This is a genomic window from Chitinophaga sp. CF118 (assembly GCF_900112615.1).
GTDB lineage: Bacteria > Bacteroidota > Bacteroidia > Chitinophagales > Chitinophagaceae > Chitinophaga.
On the sequence record NZ_FOMK01000003.1, the window covers coordinates 51,690 to 73,945 of the forward strand.

Here is a 22,256-nt window from a genome sequence, read left to right on the forward strand (position 1 = left end):
GTATATGCCGGCAGCCTTGTATATTAAGTATTATCGCAACAGCATGATATAGCCGTTATGTGTATGCCACTGTCCATTGGCTTCTTGTACTTTCAGGGTATAATAGTATGTACCTGCATTCAATCCATTTCCATCCCAATCACCTGCATAATTCCTTCCTTTATAAAGCACATTATTCCAGCGATTGAAAATGATAACCTCATTCTGTGAATATTTCTCCAGCCCTTTAATTACTAATTTGTCATTGTTACCATCCCCGTTAGGTGTAATTACATTAGGCACCTCCAGGTCACTGGGTACAATATTTAATGATACAGTTGCTACATTACTCCAGTTTCCAGCTTCGTCTTTAACCCTATAGGTAAATGTATCTGTTCCGGAATATCCTTGGTCGGGCGTATAAACGACTGTTCCATCCTGGTTTATCTTTATTGTTCCGTGTTCTGGTTGTTCAACAATTTCCAGTGAAGCAGGAACAATTGGACTTCCTCCTTGCCCCGGGCTATCATTATCAAGCACCGGTATTGTAATGTTATTACCCGCTATAATGTTATTTACATTATCTGTTGATGCTATAGGAGGTATTACAACTGGTGTGATTGATATTGTAGTACAATTAGTGCAAGCAGGAACTGGATCCGGCGTTGTACTAGTTACTGCAACTGTATTACTTAAACTGCTACTAAAAGTTATCGGTGTTTGAACCATTACTTCATAACTTACTACCGCACCATTTGGCAGGTTGGCAATCGTTTCGTTCAGGTTACCAGTACCACTGGTATTAGGAAGTGTTACCGTTCCGGTAAACACAGTGGCAGTCCAACTGCTGATAGTTGTTCCGGTTGGAGCTGCATCAACGATGTTTACATTCGTTGCATTACTTGGGCCGTTGTTGGTCACAGTAATAGTATATATCACTGCATCACCAGGAACAAAAGTTGTTTGAGATGTATTCTTAGTTGTTTTTACCGTTACAATATCTGCACTTGGGGCAGGTGTGATTGATGTTGTAGTACAATTAGTGCAAGCTGGAACCGGGTCTGGTGTTGCGCTCGTTACTGCAACAGTATTGTTTAAGCTGCTACTGAATGTAGATGGTGTTTGAACCGTTACCTCATAACTCACTACCGCACCATTTGGCAGGCTGGCAATCGTTTCGTTAAGATCACCTGTACCACTGATATTAGGAAGTATTACCGTTCCCGTAGTTACACTGGCAGTCCAACTGCTGATAGTTGTTCCGGCAGGTGCTGCATCAAGGATGTTTACGTTCGTGGCATCACTCGGACCGTTGTTAGTCACTGTAATAGTATAAACCACTGCATCTCCGGGAACGAAAGTTGTTTGAGAAGTATTCTTCGTTGTTTTCACCGTTACAATATCTGCACTAGCTCCTGGGGTAATCGATGTTGTAGTACAGTTGGTGCAAACAGGAACCGGGTCCGGCGTTGCGCTCGTTACTGCAACAGTATTGTTTAAGTTACTACTAAAAGTTATTGGTGTTTGAACCGTTACCTCATAACTCACTACCGCACCATTTGGCAGGCTGGCAATCGTTTCGTTAAGATCACCTGTACCACTGGTATTAGGAAGTATTACCGTTCCCGTAGTCACACTGGCAGTCCAGCTACCGATAGTTGTTCCGGCAGGGGCAGCATCAACGATGTTTACATTCGTAGCATCACTTGGACCGTTGTTGGTTATAGTAATAGTGTATACTACATTCTCTCCTGGAACAAAAGTTGTTTGAGATATATTCTTTGTTGTTTTCACCGTTACAATATCTGCACTTGGGGCAGGTGTGATTGATGTTGTAGTACAACTAGTGCAAGCAGGAACCGGGTCTGGTGTTGCGCTCGTTACTGCAACAGTATTGTTTAAACTGCTACTAAAAGTAGATGGTGTTTGAACTGTTACTTCATAACTCACAACTGCACCATTTGGCAGGCTGGCAATCGTTTCGTTAAGATTACCAGTACCGCTGATATTAGGAAGTATTACCGTTCCCGTAGTTACACTGGCAGTCCAGTTACTGATAGTTGTTCCGGCAGGAGCTGCATCAACGATATTTACATTCGTTGCATCACTTGGACCATTGTTGGTCACGGTAATGGTATACACCACGCTTTCTCCGGGAACAAAAGATGTTTGAGAAGTATTCTTAGTTGTCTTTACTGTTACAATATCTGCACTTAGTATAGGAGTAATTGGTGTTGTAGAACAAGCAGTACAAGCGGGATCAGGGTCAGTTGTTGCACTCGTTACTGCAACTGTATTACTTAAGTTACTACTAAAAGTTACTGGTGTTTGAACCGTTACTTCGTAATTTACTACCGCACCATTAGGAAGTGTAGTAATTATTTGATCCAGATTGCCAGTACCACTGGTGGAAGGAAGTGTTACCATTCCCGTAGTTACACTGGCGGTCCAGCTACTGATAGTTGTTCCGGCAGGAGCCGCATCAACGATATTTACATTCGTTGCATCACTCGGACCATTGTTGGTTACAGTAATAGTGTAAACAACTGCATCTCCGGGAACAAAAGATGTTTGAGAAGCATTCTTAGTTGTTTTCATCGTTACAATATCTGCACTCGGTGCAGGAGTAATTGGTGTTGTAGTACAAGCTGGACAAGCAGGATCAGGATCAGTTGTTGAACTGGTCACTGCCACTATATTACTTAAGTTGCTATTAAAATCTGATGGTGTTTGAACTGTTATCTCATAACTTACTACCGCACCATTTGGTAAAGTTGCGATCGTTTCGTTCAGATTACCAGTACCACTGGTGGAAGGAAGTGTTACCGTACCTGTACTTACACTTGCAGTCCAGCTACTGATAGTTGTTCCGGTAGGAGCCGCATCAATGATATTTACATTCGTTGCGTCACTTGGACCATTGTTTGTCACTGTAATAGTATAAACCACTGCATCTCCGGGAACGAAAGTTGCTTGAGAAGCATTCTTTGTTGTTTTCACCGTTACAATATCTGCACTGGCAGTAACAGCAACTGAAGTATTGTATTTAATATTATTGCATGATTCTGTAGCGGTACCATTCAAACATTCCACATGAGGGTCTGTTGGAGGAACTGATGCGTTAGGATTTGTTGCATCCGGATCAGTTACATCGTTTGGCCGCATAATACTAACTTCTATGTTTATACTATTTCCTGCCAGTGAAGCACCTGCTTTCCCTGTAACACTGAAGTTAAAAACACAACCATTCGGTAAATCCAGCAATGCTGTATAATTTCCTGAAACATCTATCGAAGAACTGTTCAGCGTACCACAACCAGAAGTGGCAATCACATCTGAAATGTTTTCGATGGTAAATCCAGCAGGCACTTTAAACTTAAAAGGCGCGCCGGTTACATCACTTGGTCCATTATTAATGACCGCAACATTATAAGTAACCGTTTGCCCAGCAGCCACCTGTGTTATTGGTGTAGATGGCGCAACACTCTGCACTTCAAGGTCTGCTTGTCGAATATTCAGGACAGTATTCTCACTTACAATATCCCCCAGGATGTAGGTCCAGGTATCCATTGTTCTGTCATTCCCATAATTACTGCTCCACTTATGTCCGTTAGTGTTGCTGGAAATTCCATTGCCACTATTCCCGTTAAATTGAGGGTTCGAAGCACCGGTAACTGTAGGGAAAGCGCTATCATCCCAGTAAACGACGTCACTTTTTACAGAGCCATCATCATTTAACTGTTCAATGATAGTTCCATTTGGGTTTTGCTCTACATCAATAAACGGAAAATGCACCTCCGCCCCCTGTAACTGTACATTTGCGGTGATTGCAGCGGTACCTAGAGAAGGAGCGGTGCCCGCTCCATCTTTACCATCCCAGAATACGGAATTATTTCCTGACACAGCAGACCCGATAATAGTTCGCGTTACAAAAGGACTTGCACCTGATAAAGTAATCCGGAAGGTACCAGCAGTATTGGCATTAAACTTAACATAAGCCCCTTTGCTACTCACTTGTCCGGATGTTCCTTCCACGCCCTCAATAGCAACGCTGCTTACTGTTGGGATTATTTTGGTTACTTTAAGCCAGGTGGTACCTCCTCCCGGTAAGGGGGCAGTTGCCGGCAATCCCGGATCGGGCGTTGTATAAAATATTTTTTGGGTAATACTAAGGGTACCATCTGCAGTTCTCGGATCTTTAGTAGGGATACTGGCGGTACTATTCAGGCTTTTGTAAGATGGCGGAGCAGCATCACCTGTACCGGTAGTTATCCCCTTGTTATTTACAAAAAAGACAAATCCTATCCCGCTTAAGCCGTTATTATTTATCTTATAGGTATAACCATCACTGGTCTGCACATACAATTTGCCGTAATAATTTCCGGTGGTTACGTACATATTCATCACCGTTGCATACACCCTGCCCGGAATAAGGGCGCTGGCAGCACTTATTACAGAAACATCCCAGGCTGCAATTGTGCTGCCTGTAGTATTTTGGGTCCAGTTAGCGTCTGCATTCCCTGTGGCACCGGCAGAATTGTTGATACCTGGAGCCACACAGGATAATAATTCCACCTTCCATATGCCTCCCTGGGTACTTCCCACCAGTTGTGTAAAAGGGGTATACCCCACAAAAGGTCCCTGCAATTCCTGCGTACGGTTAACGATTCTGCCAACAGCAGATGATCCCACCGTTGAACTATATACCGTACCATCGGGAGCTGTTAGAATGATCTGTCCCAGACCCAACCCTTGTGTGCTGGAAGCTGCAGCAACCGTTTCTCCGGGATTCGCATATACATAATGTACACCCAAAGTGGTAAAAGGCCATCCGGCAGTTACAGAATTGTTTGTACTGATCAGGTAAGCCCTTTGCCCTGGTATACCACTAGGGTACAAGTCCTTTGAGCCATCAGCGTAGCTATTAAGACTTGTAAGTACGCAGAAGAGGGTAAGAATTGTTTTGTAAAATTGATTCATAAACCTTAAGTAAGTCATAAGTTTTTTTGTAAAAGGGAGATCAACAAGGCCATAATCTGACGCTAACAGGATAAATTTTTTAAAGGCATTCCCTGCTACAGGTTTACCAGATAGTAAAGGGATTGTTTACGATAATATATTGAATACCAGCGCATTGCTCCGGTGAGGGAGCTAACAAACAAACCAGCATTCATGTCCCGGGGGCAAAAGTAGATCCCTTTCAAGGGGCTTTATATAGTAATAGACTACTATATGTGTAGTAATAATACTACACAGGAAATAATGGCATCCGTTTAAAATATTCTACCTTTACTGTGAACCATGCCCCGGATAGCCGGTTTTTGTATTGATTTTATCTACTTTTAATGATCAACATTCTTGTCGCCGATGACCATTCTATTGTTCGTTATGGTCTTAGGAAGATAGTATCTGCACTGTCAACACCTTCCATAGTATCAACAGTTGAAACATTTGATGATGTAATTACTATTATCGGAGAAAAAACATTTGATCTGCTGATATTAGATATCAACCTACCTGGGGGAAACAGTATTCAAATGCTGGATGCTGTAAGGTTTCGGCAACCCAATATTATGATTCTTATTTTTTCTGCATACGATGAGAAAATGTATGCCATTGATTATTTGCTGGCAGGCGCTGATGGATATCTAAGCAAAAATTCAACAGAAGAAGAGACAAAATTAGCTATCAGTACTCTTCTAAACCGTGAGAAATACATGAGCGCATCTACCCGTCAACTAATGCTCAGTAAATTTAGTCAGAATAAAAATCCGCAAACTAACCCATTCGAGACACTCTCTGTCCGGGAAGTTGAAGTAATGAACCTGTTAACCAAAGGGATTCCGTTATTAAAAATAGCAGAAATGCTCCATTTGCAGATTTCTACTGTCAGCACGTATAAAACCCGCATTTTCGCAAAACTGGAAGTCACTACTATAATAGAGCTGCTGGAAAAAATAAGGCTGCATAATATTTCTATTTGATAACGTCCAGCGTTATATCAATGATAGTACCATTACCAATATTTGGGGTGATCATTATATTGCCATTAATCAGCTGTAATAGTTCCACCACCATTAATAACCCTATACCATCATAAGAAGATGGTTTTCCCTCCATAATCGGAGTTTCCTTTCTATATTGATTAATCCAGTTAATTACCTGTGGAGGCATGCCAATTCCCGTATCAATAAATTGAATATGAATTTTCTCATCATCGCTGGATGCCTTCAATTGTATTGATCCCTTTTTCGTATATTTTACAGCGTTATCCAGGAGGTTATGGATTACTATTGCCAGTAGCTGCCTGTTGACCAGCACCAGGGTACCAGGTAATGTCTGATTGATAATAGCTACTTCTTTAGTCTGAGAAACAGGCCGGAAAATATTTGCCTTTTCTTCCAGCACCTGCCAGAGATCTACCATTTCCAGAGATGAATCATCGCTTATGAATTGTGATTTCATGTATTGGATCAGATTCTCTACCAGATAGTACATCCCATACAAACTTTCATGAATGATATTCTGCTCATCCGTATCAATTTTACTTCCCTTACCAATTACCTGTAGCAAGTATTTCAACGGAGTCCTTAAATCATGTGAAATGGCTGTTATTAGTCTTTGCTGAATAAATCCCTGCCTCCGTAATTGTTGCTCAGATATTTTCAGATTGTCTAGCGTTTCTTTTAATTCGCGGGTGCGTTCCAAAACATGCAATTCAAGTATCCTGTTCTTTTGTTCTACTTTACGAACCCGGAACCAGGAAAATGCAAATGCTGTCAGAAGCATCAAAATGCCAACCAGTATACGGAACCAAATAGTTTCATAGAATGCTTGCTCCACCTGAATAACGAATACCTTCTCCATTATATTCTCTTTGCCAAACCCATTTAATTTACGGATCCGTAAATTATATTTTCCCGAAGGCAGGGAAGAAAATTCTATAATCCTGCTATCACTAACCGGTAGCCATAGTTCGGGATCATTCTTCCCTGCTGACTCCAGTGAATAATAGATGTGTAAATTATTAGGATCACCAAAATAAGGGGTGCTGATTGAAAGCTTTAAATGATGGAAATTGTTTGGCAGGAAAACAGCATTTTCTGCGTCAATTTTTTTTGCATCCAGTTCTACCCGATCTATGAATATTTTGTTTTCAGGTACTTCTCTCCATATTTTAGAGGGTGTGAAATAAACGAGTCCATCCAGGGAAGGCAAAGAAATATCTCCATTCTGTAAATTCAATGCACAGGGCTGGCAACCGCCATTGAACTCGTTTGTATTAAAGCCCTGTTCCTTTCCATAATAAAGATAGAATAATGTTTTCTGTGCTCCTTTTGCAAAGGAAATTGCATCTTCGTAGCTAACCTGAAAGAGCCCTTTATTGGTCGTAATCCAGAGAAAACCCTGATCATCCCTCACAATGCAATGAGCGGTGGCCATATATCCTTTCTGGTCTAAAGGGAGGTGTATAAGACGGCCATCTTTATATAAAGAAACTCCATGATTGTAGGTCGTGATCCATACTTCCCCTACTGTAGGTATGTAAAGACTTCGGATGTAGCGGTTACTTAACCCAGGTATAGTATCTACCTTGTGCGCAGATAAATCAACGCGATACAATCCGTTTCCAGTACCCGTCCATAAAATGTTCTGATTATCCAGAATCATGTAGGTAACATCTTTTACTTCAGCCGAGTAAAGCTGTGGTTGAGGATTGACATCTTTTGTTCGCAAAAAATACAATCCTTTGGTTTTCATTCCTATCCACAAACGGCCATCCTTGTCGGCATACAACTGGTCAATTTTATCATGAAGATTTTGTTCCGACAGTATGGCCGTAAAATCACTGTTAAACCCGAATAGTTTTGCCCCGTTTTTGTACCAGTAGTTTCCGCGAAGATCCGGTGTGATACTATAATTATCGGGTACACTAGTTTGACTCAATAATGGAAGCCGGGTTGTTTTTCCGGTAGAATCAAATATAACTCCACGCGGAGTTACAATACTATTCTTACCATAAGGAGCCTGTGCATAATATACCTCGTCATCTTCTCCTCCTGCTTTTAAGCCCCGGAACTGTTTCTTTGTATATATGTATAGTCCTTTAGTAATACTACCCAGGAAAACCCTGTTATGTTGCTCATCATGGTAAACGGTTGCAATACCATTTCTGTAAAAGTCAAAATCCTTCAATACCAGTGTTGACCGAATAGTAGATGCATCCGAAAATTGCAGCCTGTAACAAGAATGGGCTACATAAATAAACACTTGTCCGGCAGCAAAATTCCAGATTAATCCGCCCTTTTTTGATTGTGACAGATCTCCTGTAAGGTTAAGCATATGGGCTCCTCCCTGATTAAACAGGGTGAGTTGTCCATTTTCCTTCAGATAACAAAGTTGACCTTGCAGCGTGAAAAAATTGGCGGGATTAAGATGTGGATAGGCTGTTCTGTAACGTTCAACATCTCCTTTGAAAAATCTGATGGTATCCTTACTGATCTTAAAATATGAATCTGATTCCAGGGGAATAAGATAATGATTAGCTCCTGATACGTTTAAAAAAAAATCGGGTAACCCGGTTACAGAATAATTATCAGTAGCATCATTATAAGATAGATATCCAAAATCCCGGGAAGCAGGCATTAATAAATTAACACTGCCATTATGAATAGTAAGTACTTCCTTCATTATTGTTTTTGCCAGAATACCATTTCTTTTTGCATTAGGATAGATAAAATGAATATGGCTGTCCTTTATTGGCAGGTTGCTACCATTAAAATTCAAAAAACGATACCCGTCAAATCGTACTAATCCATTCTCAGTAGACAGCCATAGGAACCCATGTTCATCCGGTGCTATGTCTTTTACACTGTTCTGCGGTAATCCATCCTGATCAGAGAAATGCTGTATTTCATATGGCTCCTGTTCCGGCTTTGCAAACACCTGGCCTATCTGAAGTAAAGAAAAACAAAGTAATAAAGTAATTTTCATTCTATGTAAGTATGGGAGGAAGACAGCTACCGGGCATAAAAATAATTAAAATATCAAATATCAGTTGATTTATGCAAGCAATGCTTTGAATCGTGCAACAATGTTTCAGCCTTATTTTGATAATTTTGAGCATTGACCAGGATTTGATAACTTATAAACAGAAACTATGGAAAGGATTTTTTCATTAAGCCCCGGTAATCATTCCCTATTGCTGATCGATTATCAGTATTTACAACTTCTTACAATACGCTCCCACAATACCTCTTCGGTAATCAACCATGTAACGACACTTTCCAAGGCAGGTAAAATATTCGGGATTCCTACATTAGTGACAACCGCCTTTACAGAACAAAAGGACGTGATCCGTGAAATAACAGAGTTATTCCCGGAACAGACTCCCCTTGACAGAAATACGATGAACGCTATGGAGGATGTACATGTAACAGAATGGATAAAGAATAACGGCGGGAAAAAACTCGTAATGGCCGGATTGTGGACAGAAGTCTGTTTGCAGTTGTCGGCATTAAATGCCCTCGCTGCCGGTTATGAGGTCTATATTATTACAGATGCTTCCGGAGGGGCCTCTCTGGAAGATCATCAGAAAGCTATTGAATGTATGGCGGAAGCAGGGGCTATACTACTTACTACCTGGTCCTATATCAATGAATTACAGGATACCGGAGGACAGAAAGATACTGCTGATGCACTTGCCAAATTATTTGTGGAATATGGCGGCACTTCCGGGCATGGCTTTCGCTGGGACGGACAATTACGCAATTACCTGCTCTCCAGGAAAGTATATGCCGACTTTGTGTAGTCGGTTCGTCCGGACATAGTAAAGCCCCGCTTTAAACAGGGCTTTACTATGAAAAGTCGCTATGAAATTATGAATCTTTTTTAGGCTCTTCTTCTCTTTCTACCGTGATCGTGCATTCCCCGATTACCGCTGCCACAGCTCCTATAGCTGCAAATACAGGTGCCAGTAATGCGCCTACTACACCAAACGTTAATGGAAATGACATGATCTCTTTCCCTGACTTATCAGTAATTGTTATTTTTCTGATGTTACCTTCTGCAATTAGCTCCTTTACTTTTTTGAGCAGGTTTTCACCATGCAGTACGAAAGATTCTTTTGTGGTCATAAGGAATGTTATTGTATGATTTACTTTTAAGCTCGCTATTGAATTCCCCCTGTCAGATATAAGGACCTTCTTTTTGGCTAACAATTAAAACGAAAATAGGAAAAATTACTGTACGACTCTTCAATAAATAGATTTGGCCGGCAATAAGATGGTTATTGCCGGCCAAATATTCTTGAAAATATATCATTATTCTGTTTTCAAACTCCTGGCAGGATTTCTCAGTGCCGCATTAATCGTTTGCAATACAATCAATATCCCCGTTACAATAGCCAGTATGGCGATCGTTATAATAAATGGCGTAACTGTAATATCAATGCGGTATACGTAATTATTCAGCCATCGCTGCATGATGATATAGGCTACCGGACAGGCAACCAATCCTGCTACTGCAATTACGACCATGAATTCTTTCACAAAAAGTCCTACAATACCGCTAACCGATGAGCCAAGTACTTTACGTATCCCAATCTCTTTGGTGCGCTTCTGCACACTTAAAGAGATCATGCCGGTTACTCCCAGCAATACTATAATGATGGAGAGGAGTGTAGCGGTATACGCTGCCTGTTTCAACTGTATCTCTGTTTTATACATTTTAGCAAGCCGGTCATCCATGAACTTATATTCAAACGGCGCTCCGGGCATTAACTCAGACCATTTACGCTGTAATGCTGCAATAGAAGATGTGCCTTTGACTTTAAAAGAATAGAAACGGAAGATATTGGAAAGCTTTACATGCAGGAAAATGATAGGTTGCATAGCCTTTTGCATGGATGTAAAGTGAAAATCCTTTGTAACACCTGCCACTGTAAATATGTTACTTGTCAATTTCATTTTTACCTGACGGCCTATTGCATCTTCCGGGTTTTTCCAGCCCAGTGATCTGGCCAGCGTTTCATTAATTACAACTTTATTGGTATCAACCGGCTCATTAAAGAACTGACCTCCCGCCATAGGAATGCCATAGGTAGCAGCATAATACTGGTCTGTAGTCAACATAAAGGAGGCTACGGCAGTATTAGAATCTGACTCTGCTCTATGGATGTTTAAACTGCCTGAGTTATTGCCATCAGGTACTTCGAATGACAGAGTAACATCTTTCACTTCTGGCATGGCTGCAAACTGGTTACGGATACCCTGCATACGGTTGATCCCGGCAGGCGTCCAATCCCTTGGTACCTGTGCAGAAACGATAAAGTCTTTACTATATCCAAGATCCCTGCTGAAAAAGAGCTGTACCTGTTTCGAAATGATAAAGGCGGCAATGAGTACGATTGCGGCTGTGAAAAACTGAAAGGCTACCAGAGATTTCCTCAACAGTACATTGTCCTTCACAGTTTTCAGTTTCCCTTTCAATGAATCAACAGATTTCAATGCTGATAATACAAAGGCAGGATATAAGCCCGCCGCTAATCCGGTTATAAAAATCAGCAACAAGGGGAATACGATAAAATAGAGCGGAAATGCCGACGGAGCAAGGATCTTAGTATCCAGCAACTGTCCGAAGGCCGGACTGGCCAATAGATAGATTACAAATGCCAGCAGTGAGGAAAAGCAAACCAGAATAGTGGATTCTATCAGAAATTGCCAGATTAGCTGTCTTCTCAATCCCCCCAACACTTTGCGTACACCTATTTCTTTCATCCGCGAAGAGGAGCGGCTGACAGACATATTAATGAAGTTGACAACAGCCATCAATAGAATGAATAACGCTATTGCTGCTAAGGTATAAAGCATCCGTTTCACAAGGCTATTATCTTTATCAAGATAATAATCCTTTAACGGCACAAAATAAGGTGTCAGGTTTTCATAGATCTGTGCCGCTGTGTTTTGTTTCAGTAATGCGGCCACCGGCTTTTTAAGATTTTCAGGTTGTACTCCGTCCTGCACTTCTATCATCCCTACAATAGCTGTATTAGTCCAGTTGTCCAACGTCCGTCCGAAATAAGATAACGCGCCAAGCGGAAGGAATAATTCGTTTTTATTCTCATCATTCAGACTGACTACAGAATTTTTACCATTGATTTGTAGTATGGCCGTAATAAGGAAATCATGCTTTGATCCTGAAAAGCTTTCTATTGTCATGGCTTTTCCTACCACATCGGTTTTTCCGAAATACTTTTTAGCCATTTCATCTGTGATCACTATTGAGTATGGATCACGCAGGGCAGTAGTGGCATCTCCATACAATACTTTGAATCCGTACATACTCAACAAAGTACTATCGCCAATCTGTAATCCCTCCCGGAAACTTTTTTCACCTACGGTTACGTTGGTGGTAATGCCATCCCAGCGGTAGTAGTTCTTTACAAGTGTTGGGTATTGCTCTTTTAACGCTTTCGGTAATGCACCTATAGAAGCCAGTTCATATCCCATATTGGGATCTTTCCATTTGCTTTGAAGGATATAATGTTTGTTCGCGTTTTTCAGGCGGGTATTCACCTGTAGCTCATTCCATACATAAGCCATGATCAGCATGGCAAAAGCAATACCTGTTGCCAGTCCGGCGATATTCAGCAAAGAATAAAAGCGGTTCTTAAGGATGTTCCGCCAGGCTATCCTGATATAGTTTTGCAGCATGTGGGTGATGGGTTTGATGACGGGAGGTCTCAAAGAAAATGCCGCTTTTATCAGTATTGATAATGAATGATTTACATTTATGAACTGTCCGCTTTTGATACATGCGGTGTCCAATTTTATGACCTGATAAGGATATTCAGTTTTTTGTTCAGATCTTTCACTTTCCCGCCAAGTACTGAAAAGAAATCATGATCAAATTTCTCTACTACTTTTATAGCTTGTTTGGCTACCTTTTTACCTGCATCCAGCATTACTACTGTTTTCGCTCTCGTATCGGTAGCGTGTTCTTTACGGCCAATGAATCCTTTTGCCTGCAACGTACGCAATACCGTAGAGGTGGTCATCGGATCTATCTTGCTATGATTGGAAATATCAATCTGGGTGACTGTCTCCTGCTGCTGTGATAGCCACATAAGGGAGGCCATCAGCACAAATTGCGGATGGGTGAGATCCAGTGGGGCAAGGATATTTTTAATTTCCCTTTGCCATAGAGTGGTTACCTGCCACAGGAGAAACCCCGAACTTTCTTCCGACTTCTCCACGCTGAAAATCTTATCATTTGCTTTCATGATCTCAAAGAAAAGTAATTTGGGGGCTATTTCAAAAAATATCCCCCAATATAAATCAGTTTAATCTCTTCGCTGCTGCTATCAGGTTCTGCACATCTGCCGCAAATCCTGATACAATGCCTTTCATAACAATCTTGTTCCAGAGGCCGGATAATAAACCGGTCATCGTCATGGTAATTGTGACTTTAAGCCCTTCTGGCGTATTTTGATACCAGTGTTCTCCATACATTTTAGCGAGGGGAAATACGGTAAGATCCTTAAAGTATTCGCCAGTCTTTACTTCTGCCAGTTTGATCTTTACTTTAGGACCACCTTTGGGCTTCAGCAGAAAGGTAGAACCAGGCCTGAATTCTCCCTGCAATTCTGAAAATTCAACACTGTCGTCCCAGGATTTCCAGTCATTGATGTTAGACATGATCTGCCACATCTGTTCCCTGGTCACTTCATTGGTAATAACGGAGTAGGATTGTTGTATCATAAAAGTATATTATAAGTGCAAATATAGTAAGTGTACTTATAATAAACTAAATTATTATTTCTGATGATAATGTTAAACCATTAATAATTGAAGCATAACAAGAAACTGCAACTTGTCCATTTTATATTATTAATACAAGCCCAATAAACAATTGATTAAAAAGGACAATCTGAATAATATATTATAACTCATTTTTTGAAAACAAAAAAAATAAATTATTGAGAATGGGTTCTATTTTGCAATTGTATTTAACCCATATAATTCTACGTTATTATTTATTACCCAAATCCAAATTTATCTTATGTAACCCTTATTTCACTTGTATTTTTATTTTCAGATCCAATGTAAAACCGTAAAGCAGATAAGAAGCCTTTAATGCACTCAGATAACCTTTAAAACGCGTAAAAGACAGGTGTCTTAATGGAAACTTATTGCCAGCAAACAGACAGAAATTCCACAACCCTCATTATTAAACCATTTACCATGTCCAGTAATGTTCATTTTACCAAAGGTAAAGGCATACGCCTTTACACCCCTCAGAATGATGAATATATCGATGCAGTGTCCGGAACATTTAACATCGCATTAGGGTATAGCCACCCGGAATTAGTAGAAGTACTTAAAACACAGTTAGAAGACCTCGTCCATGTTTCCTCCTCCTTTACAGGAGAGCTCGCACAAAATGTATTAGACAGTATTCTTGATCATGCACCGGAACATATTACCGATGGCTGGATGCGTGATATTATCGGATCTACTGCCAATGAAGGTGCGGTGAAGATCGCCAACAAGTATAACGGTAAAAATGAAGTCATCAGTTTGTCTATGTCGCACCACGGACAAACACTGTATGCTACCAGCATCTCTGGTAACGCTTTTCGCCGGAAATCCTTTTCGAATACTCTTACCACGCAGAATGGAATTGTGCCTGCTCCGTATTGTTACCGTTGCCCATATTCCGCAAAAGGAGCTCCTGCCTGTGGCTATTTATGTACAGAAGCGATCTACGATTATATTCAGTATTCCAGCTCTGATAATATCTCCTGCATCATCCTTGAACCTATCCTGGGTAATGGTGGCAACATCGTTCCTCCGGAAGGATATTTCGAAAGGATCCGCAAGATCTGTGATGAGCTGGATATTGTGCTGATTGCCGACGAAGTGCAAACCGGCATTGGCAGAACAGGCTATATGTTTGCAAGTGAACATTACAATATCCAGCCCGATATTATCACACTTGCAAAAGGACTTGGCGGTATCGGTATTCCGGCTGCTGCCATACTCTACAGATCTGAGTTTGCAGTTCTTGAAAAGTTTGAACACTCCTATACATCAGGAGGTAATCTCTTATCACTGGCGGCTACACAGAAAACAATGGAAGTAGTTTCCAGAGATGGCTTTCTCGAAAATGTACGTGAAAACGGAACAATCCTTGGTGACCTGCTGAATACACTGAAAGAAAGTTATGGACATATCATCGGAGATGTTCGGGGCATCGGTTATATGTGGGGACTGGAAATCGTGGATAAAGACGGTGCTCCCGATGTAGACCTGGCTAACAGGATCATTGAGTTGGCATTGACTGATCATAAAATGATCCTCAGAGGTTCAAGATACGGGTTCGGAAATGTGGTAAAAGTAAGACCCGCACTCACCGCAACATTAGATGATATTGAAGAAATCTGTTCACGTTTAAATAAATTATTCAGCAAATTATGAAAGCAATCGTATATAACAATCCCTGGGATATCAGGATAGAAGAGAAGGAAGAACCGGCTATTATCCTACCGGATGAAGTCATCGTGGAAATACGCGCTACCGGAATCTGCGGGACAGACCTCAGCATTATCTCCGGAGAATATCTTGCACGACAGCAGGTAATTATCGGTCACGAATCTGCTGGTGTGATAGTTGATAAAGGAAGCGGCGTGGATAATTGTAATCTGGGCGACCGCGTAATCATAGACCCAACTTATTATTGCGGATATTGCGATAACTGCCGAAAGGGCCTCCGCAACCATTGCCTGCTGAAAGCGACTACCGAAGCGGGTGTATCTATTGATGGTACTTTCACAAAGTATTTCAAAACTACGCAGCGCTTTATCTATCCATTGCAGGATGACATTCCTTTTGAACAAGGGGCTATGTCCGAACCACTGAGTTGTGTATTAACGGCCGTGAAAAAGCTGGCAGTTACTCCATTCATGCGGACCGCTATCCTGGGTGGCGGCCCTATCGGTTTGCTGTTCTACATGGCACTTACCCAGCACGGTATTCAGCAAGGCGTGATCTATGAAACCTCAAAGGACAGGATCCGGCTGATAGAAGAGAACAATGTATTGTCGAAAGGCTGGAAAGTAGAGCCGGCCTTCACCCCACAGAAAAATCAATATGATCTGATCATTGATACAACCGGCAGCCTGCTGGAAAAATCTATGCAGGCTATTGCTGACGGTGGTAAAATATCGCTGATGGGGTTGCGTAATAACCAGCAGACTATCAACCCCCGCGAAATTGCAGACCGTAGTATCTCTATCATTGGTTCCATCGATTCACAGGATACATTTAAACATGCTGTAGATCTGATAAACAGCGGTAGGATGGGACTGGAAAAGATCATTACCAACGAGTACAGCCTGAATGATTTCAGTGCTGCAATTAAAGATCTGGGCTGTGATCTGGATATCAAACAACGAAACAATAATATTTCAAGCCTTAAATCCGTAATAGTTATATGAAATATATCATCTTCGACATTGACGGTACTTTAACAGATACGACGGAAGTAGACGATAAATGCTACACAAAAGCGATTGAAGACGTATTTGGCTTTCACAATTTTGAAACCAACTACGGGCATTATAAGAATACTACAGACTCCGGTATCATAGATCAACTCTTCCGCGAAAGGATGGAACGTTCTTATACACCGGAAGAACAACAGCTATTTATCAGTCACTTTTGCTCATTACTGGAAGAAGCACATAGAAACGAAAGTATCCGCGAAATAAATAAAGCGGCTAAGGTAATTGAAGTACTTTGTCAGCAGGAACATATCAGCGTCGGACTGGCAACCGGTGGATGGCGTGAATCTGCATTATTCAAACTCAATTGTGCCGGCATCAATATTGATGGATGTACTGCAGCGTCTTTTGCTCAGGATGCAATGGCCCGTCACGAGATTATTAGTCATACTATCCGCAGGATGAATGAAGTGCATAATATTGTGCCCGAAAGTATTGTATATGTTGGCGATGGCAACTGGGATTATCTGGCAACAAAACAACTCGGTATTCAATTCATCGGAATAGAGAATAAAAAGATCGCACATCTTAACGATATTATAAAGATTGCCGACTATGATGAGATCCATCAGCATATCGGCGTATATGCAGATTAAAAGATAATCTATGTTCCCATTGACGATCGACGTAAAACGGTCTTACCGAATTGCGACAAGTATCTTCTTTTTTATAGCAGGCCTGACTTACTCAAGTTGGGCCTGCCGTATCCATGACATGAAAGCACATTTCGGTCTTAATAATGCAGAACTGGGTAGTGTGCTGTTTGCCCTGCCCGTCGGACTGATGGTCAGCCTGCCGGTCTCAGGATGGATGGTCACGCGTGCTGGTAGTCGGAGGGTGCTCATTTTCGCAGGACTGCTCTTCCCGTTCATGCTTTGTATGATCGGGTTAACTACATCTATCTGGCAGCTGGTAATCGTGCTTTTCCTGTTCGGTTTCATGAACAATGTATTTGAAATAGCCATGAACACACAGGCAGTAGGCATTGAAGTTCTGTATCAGCGTTCTATCATGGCGTCCTTTCATGGTTTATGGAGTCTGGCTGGCTTTACCGGTGTTGGCATTGGCACACTGGCAATCGCAATGAACTGGCCTGTATGGATTCATTTCGTTATAATAGGGATCTTATGCTGGACATTAGTATTCATTTCCTGGAAAAATTTATTACCGGAAGATGAACCTTCGGAATCACAACCATTATTCGCAAAACCAGATAGTAACATCCTCAAACTTGGATTGATTGCCTTTGCCAGTTTGGTTACAGAAGGCACAATGTTCGATTGGAGTGGGGTATATTTTCAAAAGGTAGTCGCAGTGCCGGAGTCTCTGACCACGGCAGGATACATTGCTTTTATGGGAACGATGGCCGGAGGCCGGTTTGCTGCCGATAGTATTGTTACCCGTTTCGGTGTAAAGCATGTATTGCAGTTCAGTGGAGTTATTAGTACCACCGGATTATTGATGGCGATAATTTTCCCCAATATCTATACTGCTACATTGGGATTTCTGATGGTAGGTATCGGGGTATCTTCTGTGGTGCCACTTGTAATAGCGTTGGCAGGGAAGTCGAAAACCTTGCCGCCAGGAGTAGCTATAGCAGCGGTATCAACGGTAGGCTTCCTGGGCTTCTTATTAGGCCCGCCGGTAATTGGTTTTATAGCAGAGGCTATGAACTTAAGATGGTCATTTGCGCTGATTGCGATACTGGGTTTTGGAACTACATTATTGGCATCAAAAATAAAGTCTTAGAATAACAATCAACTATTTCGGATAAGAACATTAGAATGAATCTAATGATTAAAATTTGAGTACTTCTCCTCGTTATATTTTCTAAAAGAATAGCTACCTTAGCTTCATTACAAGCCATTGTAATATTTTAAACCCAGATGTATCATGAGCGCCATAACCTATCCCCAAATTCCTATGGATTACCCTCCAGCAATCCTTCCACGCATTATTTATAGTCCTCCGGATAATCTGCAGGTTTTTTTTGAAGAAAATTAAAATATTTCCTGCTTTTGCACATTGAACTTTATTTCCCTTTAAGCGTCTCTAGCTTTAACTGATATTCATGTCCCATAGGCGCAATATTATTGTGCCAGACAGATTTTATTTTATAAAGGATAGTAACACGGTGTTACAATGTCCTGGCAGGGTTAGCCCCTATATACCCCTAAGGAATTTATTCTAACTTATTTATATGGAAAGGATACGCGTGGCAATTGTAAATGACCATAATTTGTTCCGGCAAAGTTTGGCAATGCTGGTAAGTCATACAGAAGAATTTGAATTAATAGCAGAAGTAGAAAGTGGAACTGCTTTTTTAGAAGAACTCCGGAAAATGAAGTTATTACCGGATGTGGCATTAATTGATATGAATATGCCTGGAATGAACGGAGTAGAATTAAATAATTTTCTGCATCGTCGTTATCCAAAGATAAAAGTAATTGTTATTTCCGTGCATACGCAGGACCGGCTTATTACCCAGATGATTGAGGCCGGCGTCGCCGCTTATCTTGCCAGAAATTGTGATAAAAAAGAATTAGTTACCGCTATACAAACTGTACATAAAAGTGGATTCTATATGAATGACGCTGTGTTGAAAGTTTTGCGGCGTGCATCAGAATTTCACAATATGGTTATTAAAAATATTAACCACATTCCTATTGAGTTAACTGAAAGAGAAACACAGGTATTGTTATTAATATGTAAGGAATATACCAATGTGGAAATTGCAGCAGATCTACATCTTAGCGCAAGAACTGTGGAAGGTCACCGGAATAACCTGATACTTAAAACCGGTTGCCGCAATACTGCCGGACTGGTATTGTTTGCTGTTAAGTACCATATTTTTGAAATGGAGTTTTAAATAGTTATTTATTCCCGTAAAAATACCTGCTTTAAGAACGCGTATTTTCACGCGAAAGAAAACAAGATTCCTGTTGTTACTTTGAACTATCTGAAAGCGCTTGAAAGATACAAATGGCAGATGCCGAAAAGCCATATAAAAAAGTAGGCAACCCCTTTTAAATTAAAACATATAATATGTCAAATGCTCTCCCTCCTTCAGCATGCCAGGTATTCGTTATAGGGTTTGTTGATAGCAGCATTGTTTCTTCAGGACAATCAACCGGATTATACTTTGTAGACAACAGGGGAAATAATGGTAGCAGCAATGAAGGTACTGCCAAATTAAATACGGCCTCTCTCAAGATGGATAATGTTTGCTGGACTGTATATCCGTTAAACCCTAATGATGGAAGCAAGGTTTCCATCAATGTTATTGGTAGCAGTAATGCATGGGGACCTACTGGACAACCAACCGCATCTACAGATGGAGCTTATACAGGTACGACTCAAAATGGTGGTAGTGCGGGGTATAACATTCTATTGAATGTTCTGCCACAAAGCGGAGGTGGTTATCAACCTCAAACAACCCTGGGTATTTCAGTTAACTAAAAAAAATAAAAATATGTCCTCTGTAAAAACAGTTATGTTGGCAGCTGCATCAACTCCACAAACACAAATTGGGATTGCGCTTGATACTGCATATCTCGAAAGTTTGCCTCCCGGAACACAACCTTCCACAGGTATTTATATGATTGATAACCGTGCTCAGCTAGGAAGCAAGAATGAAGGGCAAATGGAACTCTCCACTGTTTGTTTTGCGGGCGACCGTGTAGGCTGGTACCTGGTGCCCATTGATCCTACGCGTGGTGATACAGTTCAGATCACTGGTTTTAATGTTTCTTCAGGAAATGTATTTGCAGGTTCTAGCGGTTATCCTCAGCCCACAACGAATCTGGCTTATTGGATAGGACGAGCCGTAAATGCTGGTTCTCAAACATACCAGGTACAAATCTTATTGACCGATTCTTCAGGTTCTAAATATTTCATTAACTGGGATCCTTATATTACCTGTAAATAATATATAGGTCATCATTTGGAAAGCCGTTTACATCGTAGAATGTAAGCGGCTTTCTCTTTTATAAAGGGCATGCAACTTTTGTAAACTTTTGGCGTCATTAGATATAACATCATGATAAGAAACTATGAAAATATATTATTATGTTCTTGGGCTGCTTTTAAGCTCTTTGTCCGGTATTGCTCAAAATACCCCCGATTCGCTTCAGACAAACATTGATTCATTGTTTAGTGCATATACTCGTCCGGGCAGCCCGGGCGTAGCTGTTTTAATTGTAGAAAAAGGAAAGGTGGTCTTCGAAAAAGGCTACGGGATGGCAAACCTGGAGTATGATATCCCGGTTACTCCTACCACAGTTTTTGATATCGCTTCAGTATCAAAACAGTTCACAGGGTTCGCCATTTCAACGCTGATACAAGAGGGGAAAATATCTCCTGATGATGATATCCATAAATATCTGCCCGATGTGCCGCAGTTTGGTAAAACAATTACTATTCGTAACCTGATTCACCATACCAGTGGACTAAGAGACTGGCCCGCGACTCTTCATACGGCAGGGTGGCGTTGGGACGAAGGCTTCAGATATGAGGACATCATGCGAATGGTTAAGCAGCAGCGCGAGCTCAATTTTGACCCTGGTTCACAATATTCGTATTCGAATACTGGCTATAACCTGCTGGCAGCTATAGTGGCCAAAGTAAGCGGTAAAACATTCCCCGAATGGATCGATGAGCATATTTTTAAACCTTTAAACATGAACTCATCCCAGGTATGCAGCGACTATTCAAAAGTTATCAGACATCTGGCAAGCTCATACTACCCTAATGGTAATGAATACAATAAGAGTAATGATGCACTGACGGCCTATGGTTCCAGTTCCATATTTACTACTATAGAAGATTTATCTAAATGGGTTATTCATTTTCAACAAGCTCTCGACGAGAAAGATCCGGTTTATTTAAGAATGATTGAAACAGACGAGCTCAATAACAAACAAAAGATAAATTATGCCTATGGCCTGGAGGTAACTAATAATAACGGTGTAAGAAATATATCTCATGATGGCGGTTGGGCAGGCTTCCGTACCATTGTTTCCAATTATCCGGATCAAAAAGTTGCTATTATCCTGCTAAGTAATTACGGTGATTTTGACCCTTACGTAAGTACAAATGCAATTGCAAGACTTTTTTTAAGAGATAAAATAGCGCCCGGACAAAAGCGTGAAGATCTTAGTAGCCTGCCAACAGTTAACGTTGATACGCTATTGCTGAAAAAATATACCGGCAGCTACCAGTTGGGAGTGGGTTGGTATGTAACCTTTACCCTTGAAAATGGGCACATAATGGTACAGGCCAATGGTGAGGATAAATTCGCTACAGATCTTAAATCGGATACAGTGCTCTGGGTACCGGACTATCATTCATCTGTTACTTTCAGGGATATAAAAGATAAGGCAGGTGCACTTAAATACCGGAATATAATAGCAAAAAGAGTGATCCCAGTTAAGGTTGACCTTTCACAGCTTAACCAATATGCTGGTACTTATTATAGCGAAGAACTGGAAACAGCATACAGGCTTTCGGTAGAAAATGGTAAACTTGTTGCTCACCATATGCGTCTGGGCGATTTTAACTTTGAGCCGGATATGGTTGTTACTGAAAGATTCAGTAGTTCCAATGGTACTATCAACTTTTTTAAAGACGAACAAAATAAGGTGACCAGCTTCAGACTCTCAAGCGGAAGGATAAAAAATATACTGTTTAATAAACAGAAGTGAGGTTACGTTTA

At 41.0% G+C, this 22,256-nt stretch carries 16 protein-coding genes; 10 read left to right on the forward strand and 6 right to left on the reverse strand.

Annotated elements, in window-relative coordinates:
* Positions 1-30: 30 nt before the first annotated feature.
* The gene (locus BM176_RS12550) at positions 31-4,959 is read right to left on the reverse strand and encodes a T9SS type B sorting domain-containing protein (protein WP_177230389.1); all 4,929 of its coding nucleotides are present in this window, start codon (positions 4,957-4,959) and stop codon (positions 31-33) included.
* A gap of 365 nt (positions 4,960-5,324) precedes the next feature.
* On the opposite strand from BM176_RS12550, the gene BM176_RS12555 reads away from it, so the two are divergent.
* Entirely contained in the window at positions 5,325-5,963 is a 639-nt protein-coding gene (locus BM176_RS12555) for a response regulator (RefSeq protein WP_090103471.1), read from the forward strand.
* On the opposite strand, the gene BM176_RS12560 is transcribed toward BM176_RS12555, so the two are convergent.
* Positions 5,956-8,973 carry a ligand-binding sensor domain-containing protein gene (locus BM176_RS12560; RefSeq protein ID WP_090103473.1) on the reverse strand — a complete coding sequence of 1,006 codons (3,018 nt, stop codon included), beginning with the start codon at positions 8,971-8,973 and terminating at the stop codon, positions 5,956-5,958. The two genes, BM176_RS12555 and BM176_RS12560, sit on opposite strands and share 8 nt — an antisense overlap.
* 166 nt (positions 8,974-9,139) lie before the next feature.
* Between BM176_RS12560 and BM176_RS12565 the strand changes: the two genes are divergently transcribed.
* Positions 9,140-9,790: an isochorismatase family protein gene (locus BM176_RS12565; protein WP_090103475.1), complete on the forward strand. Its 651-nt coding sequence runs from the start codon at positions 9,140-9,142 to the stop codon at positions 9,788-9,790.
* A 67-nt stretch (positions 9,791-9,857) separates the two neighbouring features.
* On the opposite strand, the gene BM176_RS12570 is transcribed toward BM176_RS12565, so the two are convergent.
* The 4 genes from BM176_RS12570 to BM176_RS12585 form a co-directional block, all read right to left on the reverse strand.
* Entirely contained in the window at positions 9,858-10,115 is a 258-nt protein-coding gene (locus BM176_RS12570; protein WP_090103477.1) for a DUF4342 domain-containing protein, read from the reverse strand.
* Positions 10,116-10,301: 186 nt separating this feature from the next.
* Positions 10,302-12,692: an ABC transporter permease gene (locus tag BM176_RS12575; RefSeq protein WP_090103479.1), complete on the reverse strand. Its 2,391-nt coding sequence runs from the start codon at positions 12,690-12,692 to the stop codon at positions 10,302-10,304.
* A gap of 116 nt (positions 12,693-12,808) precedes the next feature.
* Positions 12,809-13,261, reverse strand: a complete 453-nt coding sequence (locus tag BM176_RS12580) for a MarR family winged helix-turn-helix transcriptional regulator (RefSeq protein ID WP_090103481.1) — start codon at positions 13,259-13,261, stop codon at positions 12,809-12,811.
* Between the two features lie 55 nt (positions 13,262-13,316).
* Positions 13,317-13,739 carry an SRPBCC family protein gene (locus tag BM176_RS12585; protein ID WP_090103483.1) on the reverse strand — a complete coding sequence of 141 codons (423 nt, stop codon included), beginning with the start codon at positions 13,737-13,739 and terminating at the stop codon, positions 13,317-13,319.
* A gap of 483 nt (positions 13,740-14,222) precedes the next feature.
* Between BM176_RS12585 and BM176_RS12590 the strand changes: the two genes are divergently transcribed.
* From BM176_RS12590 to BM176_RS12625, 8 genes are all read left to right on the forward strand, one after another.
* Positions 14,223-15,458: an aspartate aminotransferase family protein gene (locus tag BM176_RS12590; RefSeq protein WP_090103485.1), complete on the forward strand. Its 1,236-nt coding sequence runs from the start codon at positions 14,223-14,225 to the stop codon at positions 15,456-15,458.
* Complete coding sequence (locus BM176_RS12595) at positions 15,455-16,477, forward strand: zinc-dependent alcohol dehydrogenase (RefSeq protein WP_090103487.1); 1,023 nt, start codon at positions 15,455-15,457, stop codon at positions 16,475-16,477. The genes BM176_RS12590 and BM176_RS12595 overlap by 4 nt, the downstream gene beginning before the upstream one ends.
* Positions 16,474-17,139, forward strand: a complete 666-nt coding sequence (locus BM176_RS12600) for an HAD family hydrolase (protein ID WP_090103488.1) — start codon at positions 16,474-16,476, stop codon at positions 17,137-17,139. The genes BM176_RS12595 and BM176_RS12600 overlap by 4 nt, the downstream gene beginning before the upstream one ends.
* Before the next feature lie 10 nt (positions 17,140-17,149).
* The gene (locus tag BM176_RS12605; protein WP_090103490.1) at positions 17,150-18,292 is read left to right on the forward strand and encodes an MFS transporter; all 1,143 of its coding nucleotides are present in this window, start codon (positions 17,150-17,152) and stop codon (positions 18,290-18,292) included.
* Between the two features lie 451 nt (positions 18,293-18,743).
* On the forward strand, positions 18,744-19,412 hold the full coding sequence (locus BM176_RS12610; protein WP_090103492.1) for a response regulator: 669 nt from the start codon (positions 18,744-18,746) through the stop codon (positions 19,410-19,412).
* Positions 19,413-19,588: 176 nt separating this feature from the next.
* Positions 19,589-20,002: a hypothetical protein gene (locus tag BM176_RS12615; RefSeq protein ID WP_090103494.1), complete on the forward strand. Its 414-nt coding sequence runs from the start codon at positions 19,589-19,591 to the stop codon at positions 20,000-20,002.
* Positions 20,003-20,015: 13 nt separating this feature from the next.
* Positions 20,016-20,471, forward strand: a complete 456-nt coding sequence (locus BM176_RS12620; protein WP_090103496.1) for a hypothetical protein — start codon at positions 20,016-20,018, stop codon at positions 20,469-20,471.
* A gap of 124 nt (positions 20,472-20,595) precedes the next feature.
* Positions 20,596-22,245, forward strand: a complete 1,650-nt coding sequence (locus BM176_RS12625) for a serine hydrolase domain-containing protein (protein ID WP_090103498.1) — start codon at positions 20,596-20,598, stop codon at positions 22,243-22,245.
* The last annotated feature ends 11 nt before the right edge of the window (positions 22,246-22,256 follow it).

Coding starts and splice junctions, on each gene's coding strand:
- BM176_RS12550 (WP_177230389.1), bottom strand. CDS start 4,959: ATGAATCAATTTTACAAAACAATTCTTACCCTCTTCTGCGTACTTACA.
- BM176_RS12555 (WP_090103471.1), top strand. CDS start 5,325: ATGATCAACATTCTTGTCGCCGATGACCATTCTATTGTTCGTTATGGT.
- BM176_RS12560 (WP_090103473.1), bottom strand. CDS start 8,973: ATGAAAATTACTTTATTACTTTGTTTTTCTTTACTTCAGATAGGCCAG.
- BM176_RS12565 (WP_090103475.1), top strand. CDS start 9,140: ATGGAAAGGATTTTTTCATTAAGCCCCGGTAATCATTCCCTATTGCTG.
- BM176_RS12570 (WP_090103477.1), bottom strand. CDS start 10,115: ATGACCACAAAAGAATCTTTCGTACTGCATGGTGAAAACCTGCTCAAA.
- BM176_RS12575 (WP_090103479.1), bottom strand. CDS start 12,692: ATGCTGCAAAACTATATCAGGATAGCCTGGCGGAACATCCTTAAGAAC.
- BM176_RS12580 (WP_090103481.1), bottom strand. CDS start 13,261: ATGAAAGCAAATGATAAGATTTTCAGCGTGGAGAAGTCGGAAGAAAGT.
- BM176_RS12585 (WP_090103483.1), bottom strand. CDS start 13,739: ATGATACAACAATCCTACTCCGTTATTACCAATGAAGTGACCAGGGAA.
- BM176_RS12590 (WP_090103485.1), top strand. CDS start 14,223: ATGTCCAGTAATGTTCATTTTACCAAAGGTAAAGGCATACGCCTTTAC.
- BM176_RS12595 (WP_090103487.1), top strand. CDS start 15,455: ATGAAAGCAATCGTATATAACAATCCCTGGGATATCAGGATAGAAGAG.
- BM176_RS12600 (WP_090103488.1), top strand. CDS start 16,474: ATGAAATATATCATCTTCGACATTGACGGTACTTTAACAGATACGACG.
- BM176_RS12605 (WP_090103490.1), top strand. CDS start 17,150: ATGTTCCCATTGACGATCGACGTAAAACGGTCTTACCGAATTGCGACA.
- BM176_RS12610 (WP_090103492.1), top strand. CDS start 18,744: ATGGAAAGGATACGCGTGGCAATTGTAAATGACCATAATTTGTTCCGG.
- BM176_RS12615 (WP_090103494.1), top strand. CDS start 19,589: ATGTCAAATGCTCTCCCTCCTTCAGCATGCCAGGTATTCGTTATAGGG.
- BM176_RS12620 (WP_090103496.1), top strand. CDS start 20,016: ATGTCCTCTGTAAAAACAGTTATGTTGGCAGCTGCATCAACTCCACAA.
- BM176_RS12625 (WP_090103498.1), top strand. CDS start 20,596: ATGAAAATATATTATTATGTTCTTGGGCTGCTTTTAAGCTCTTTGTCC.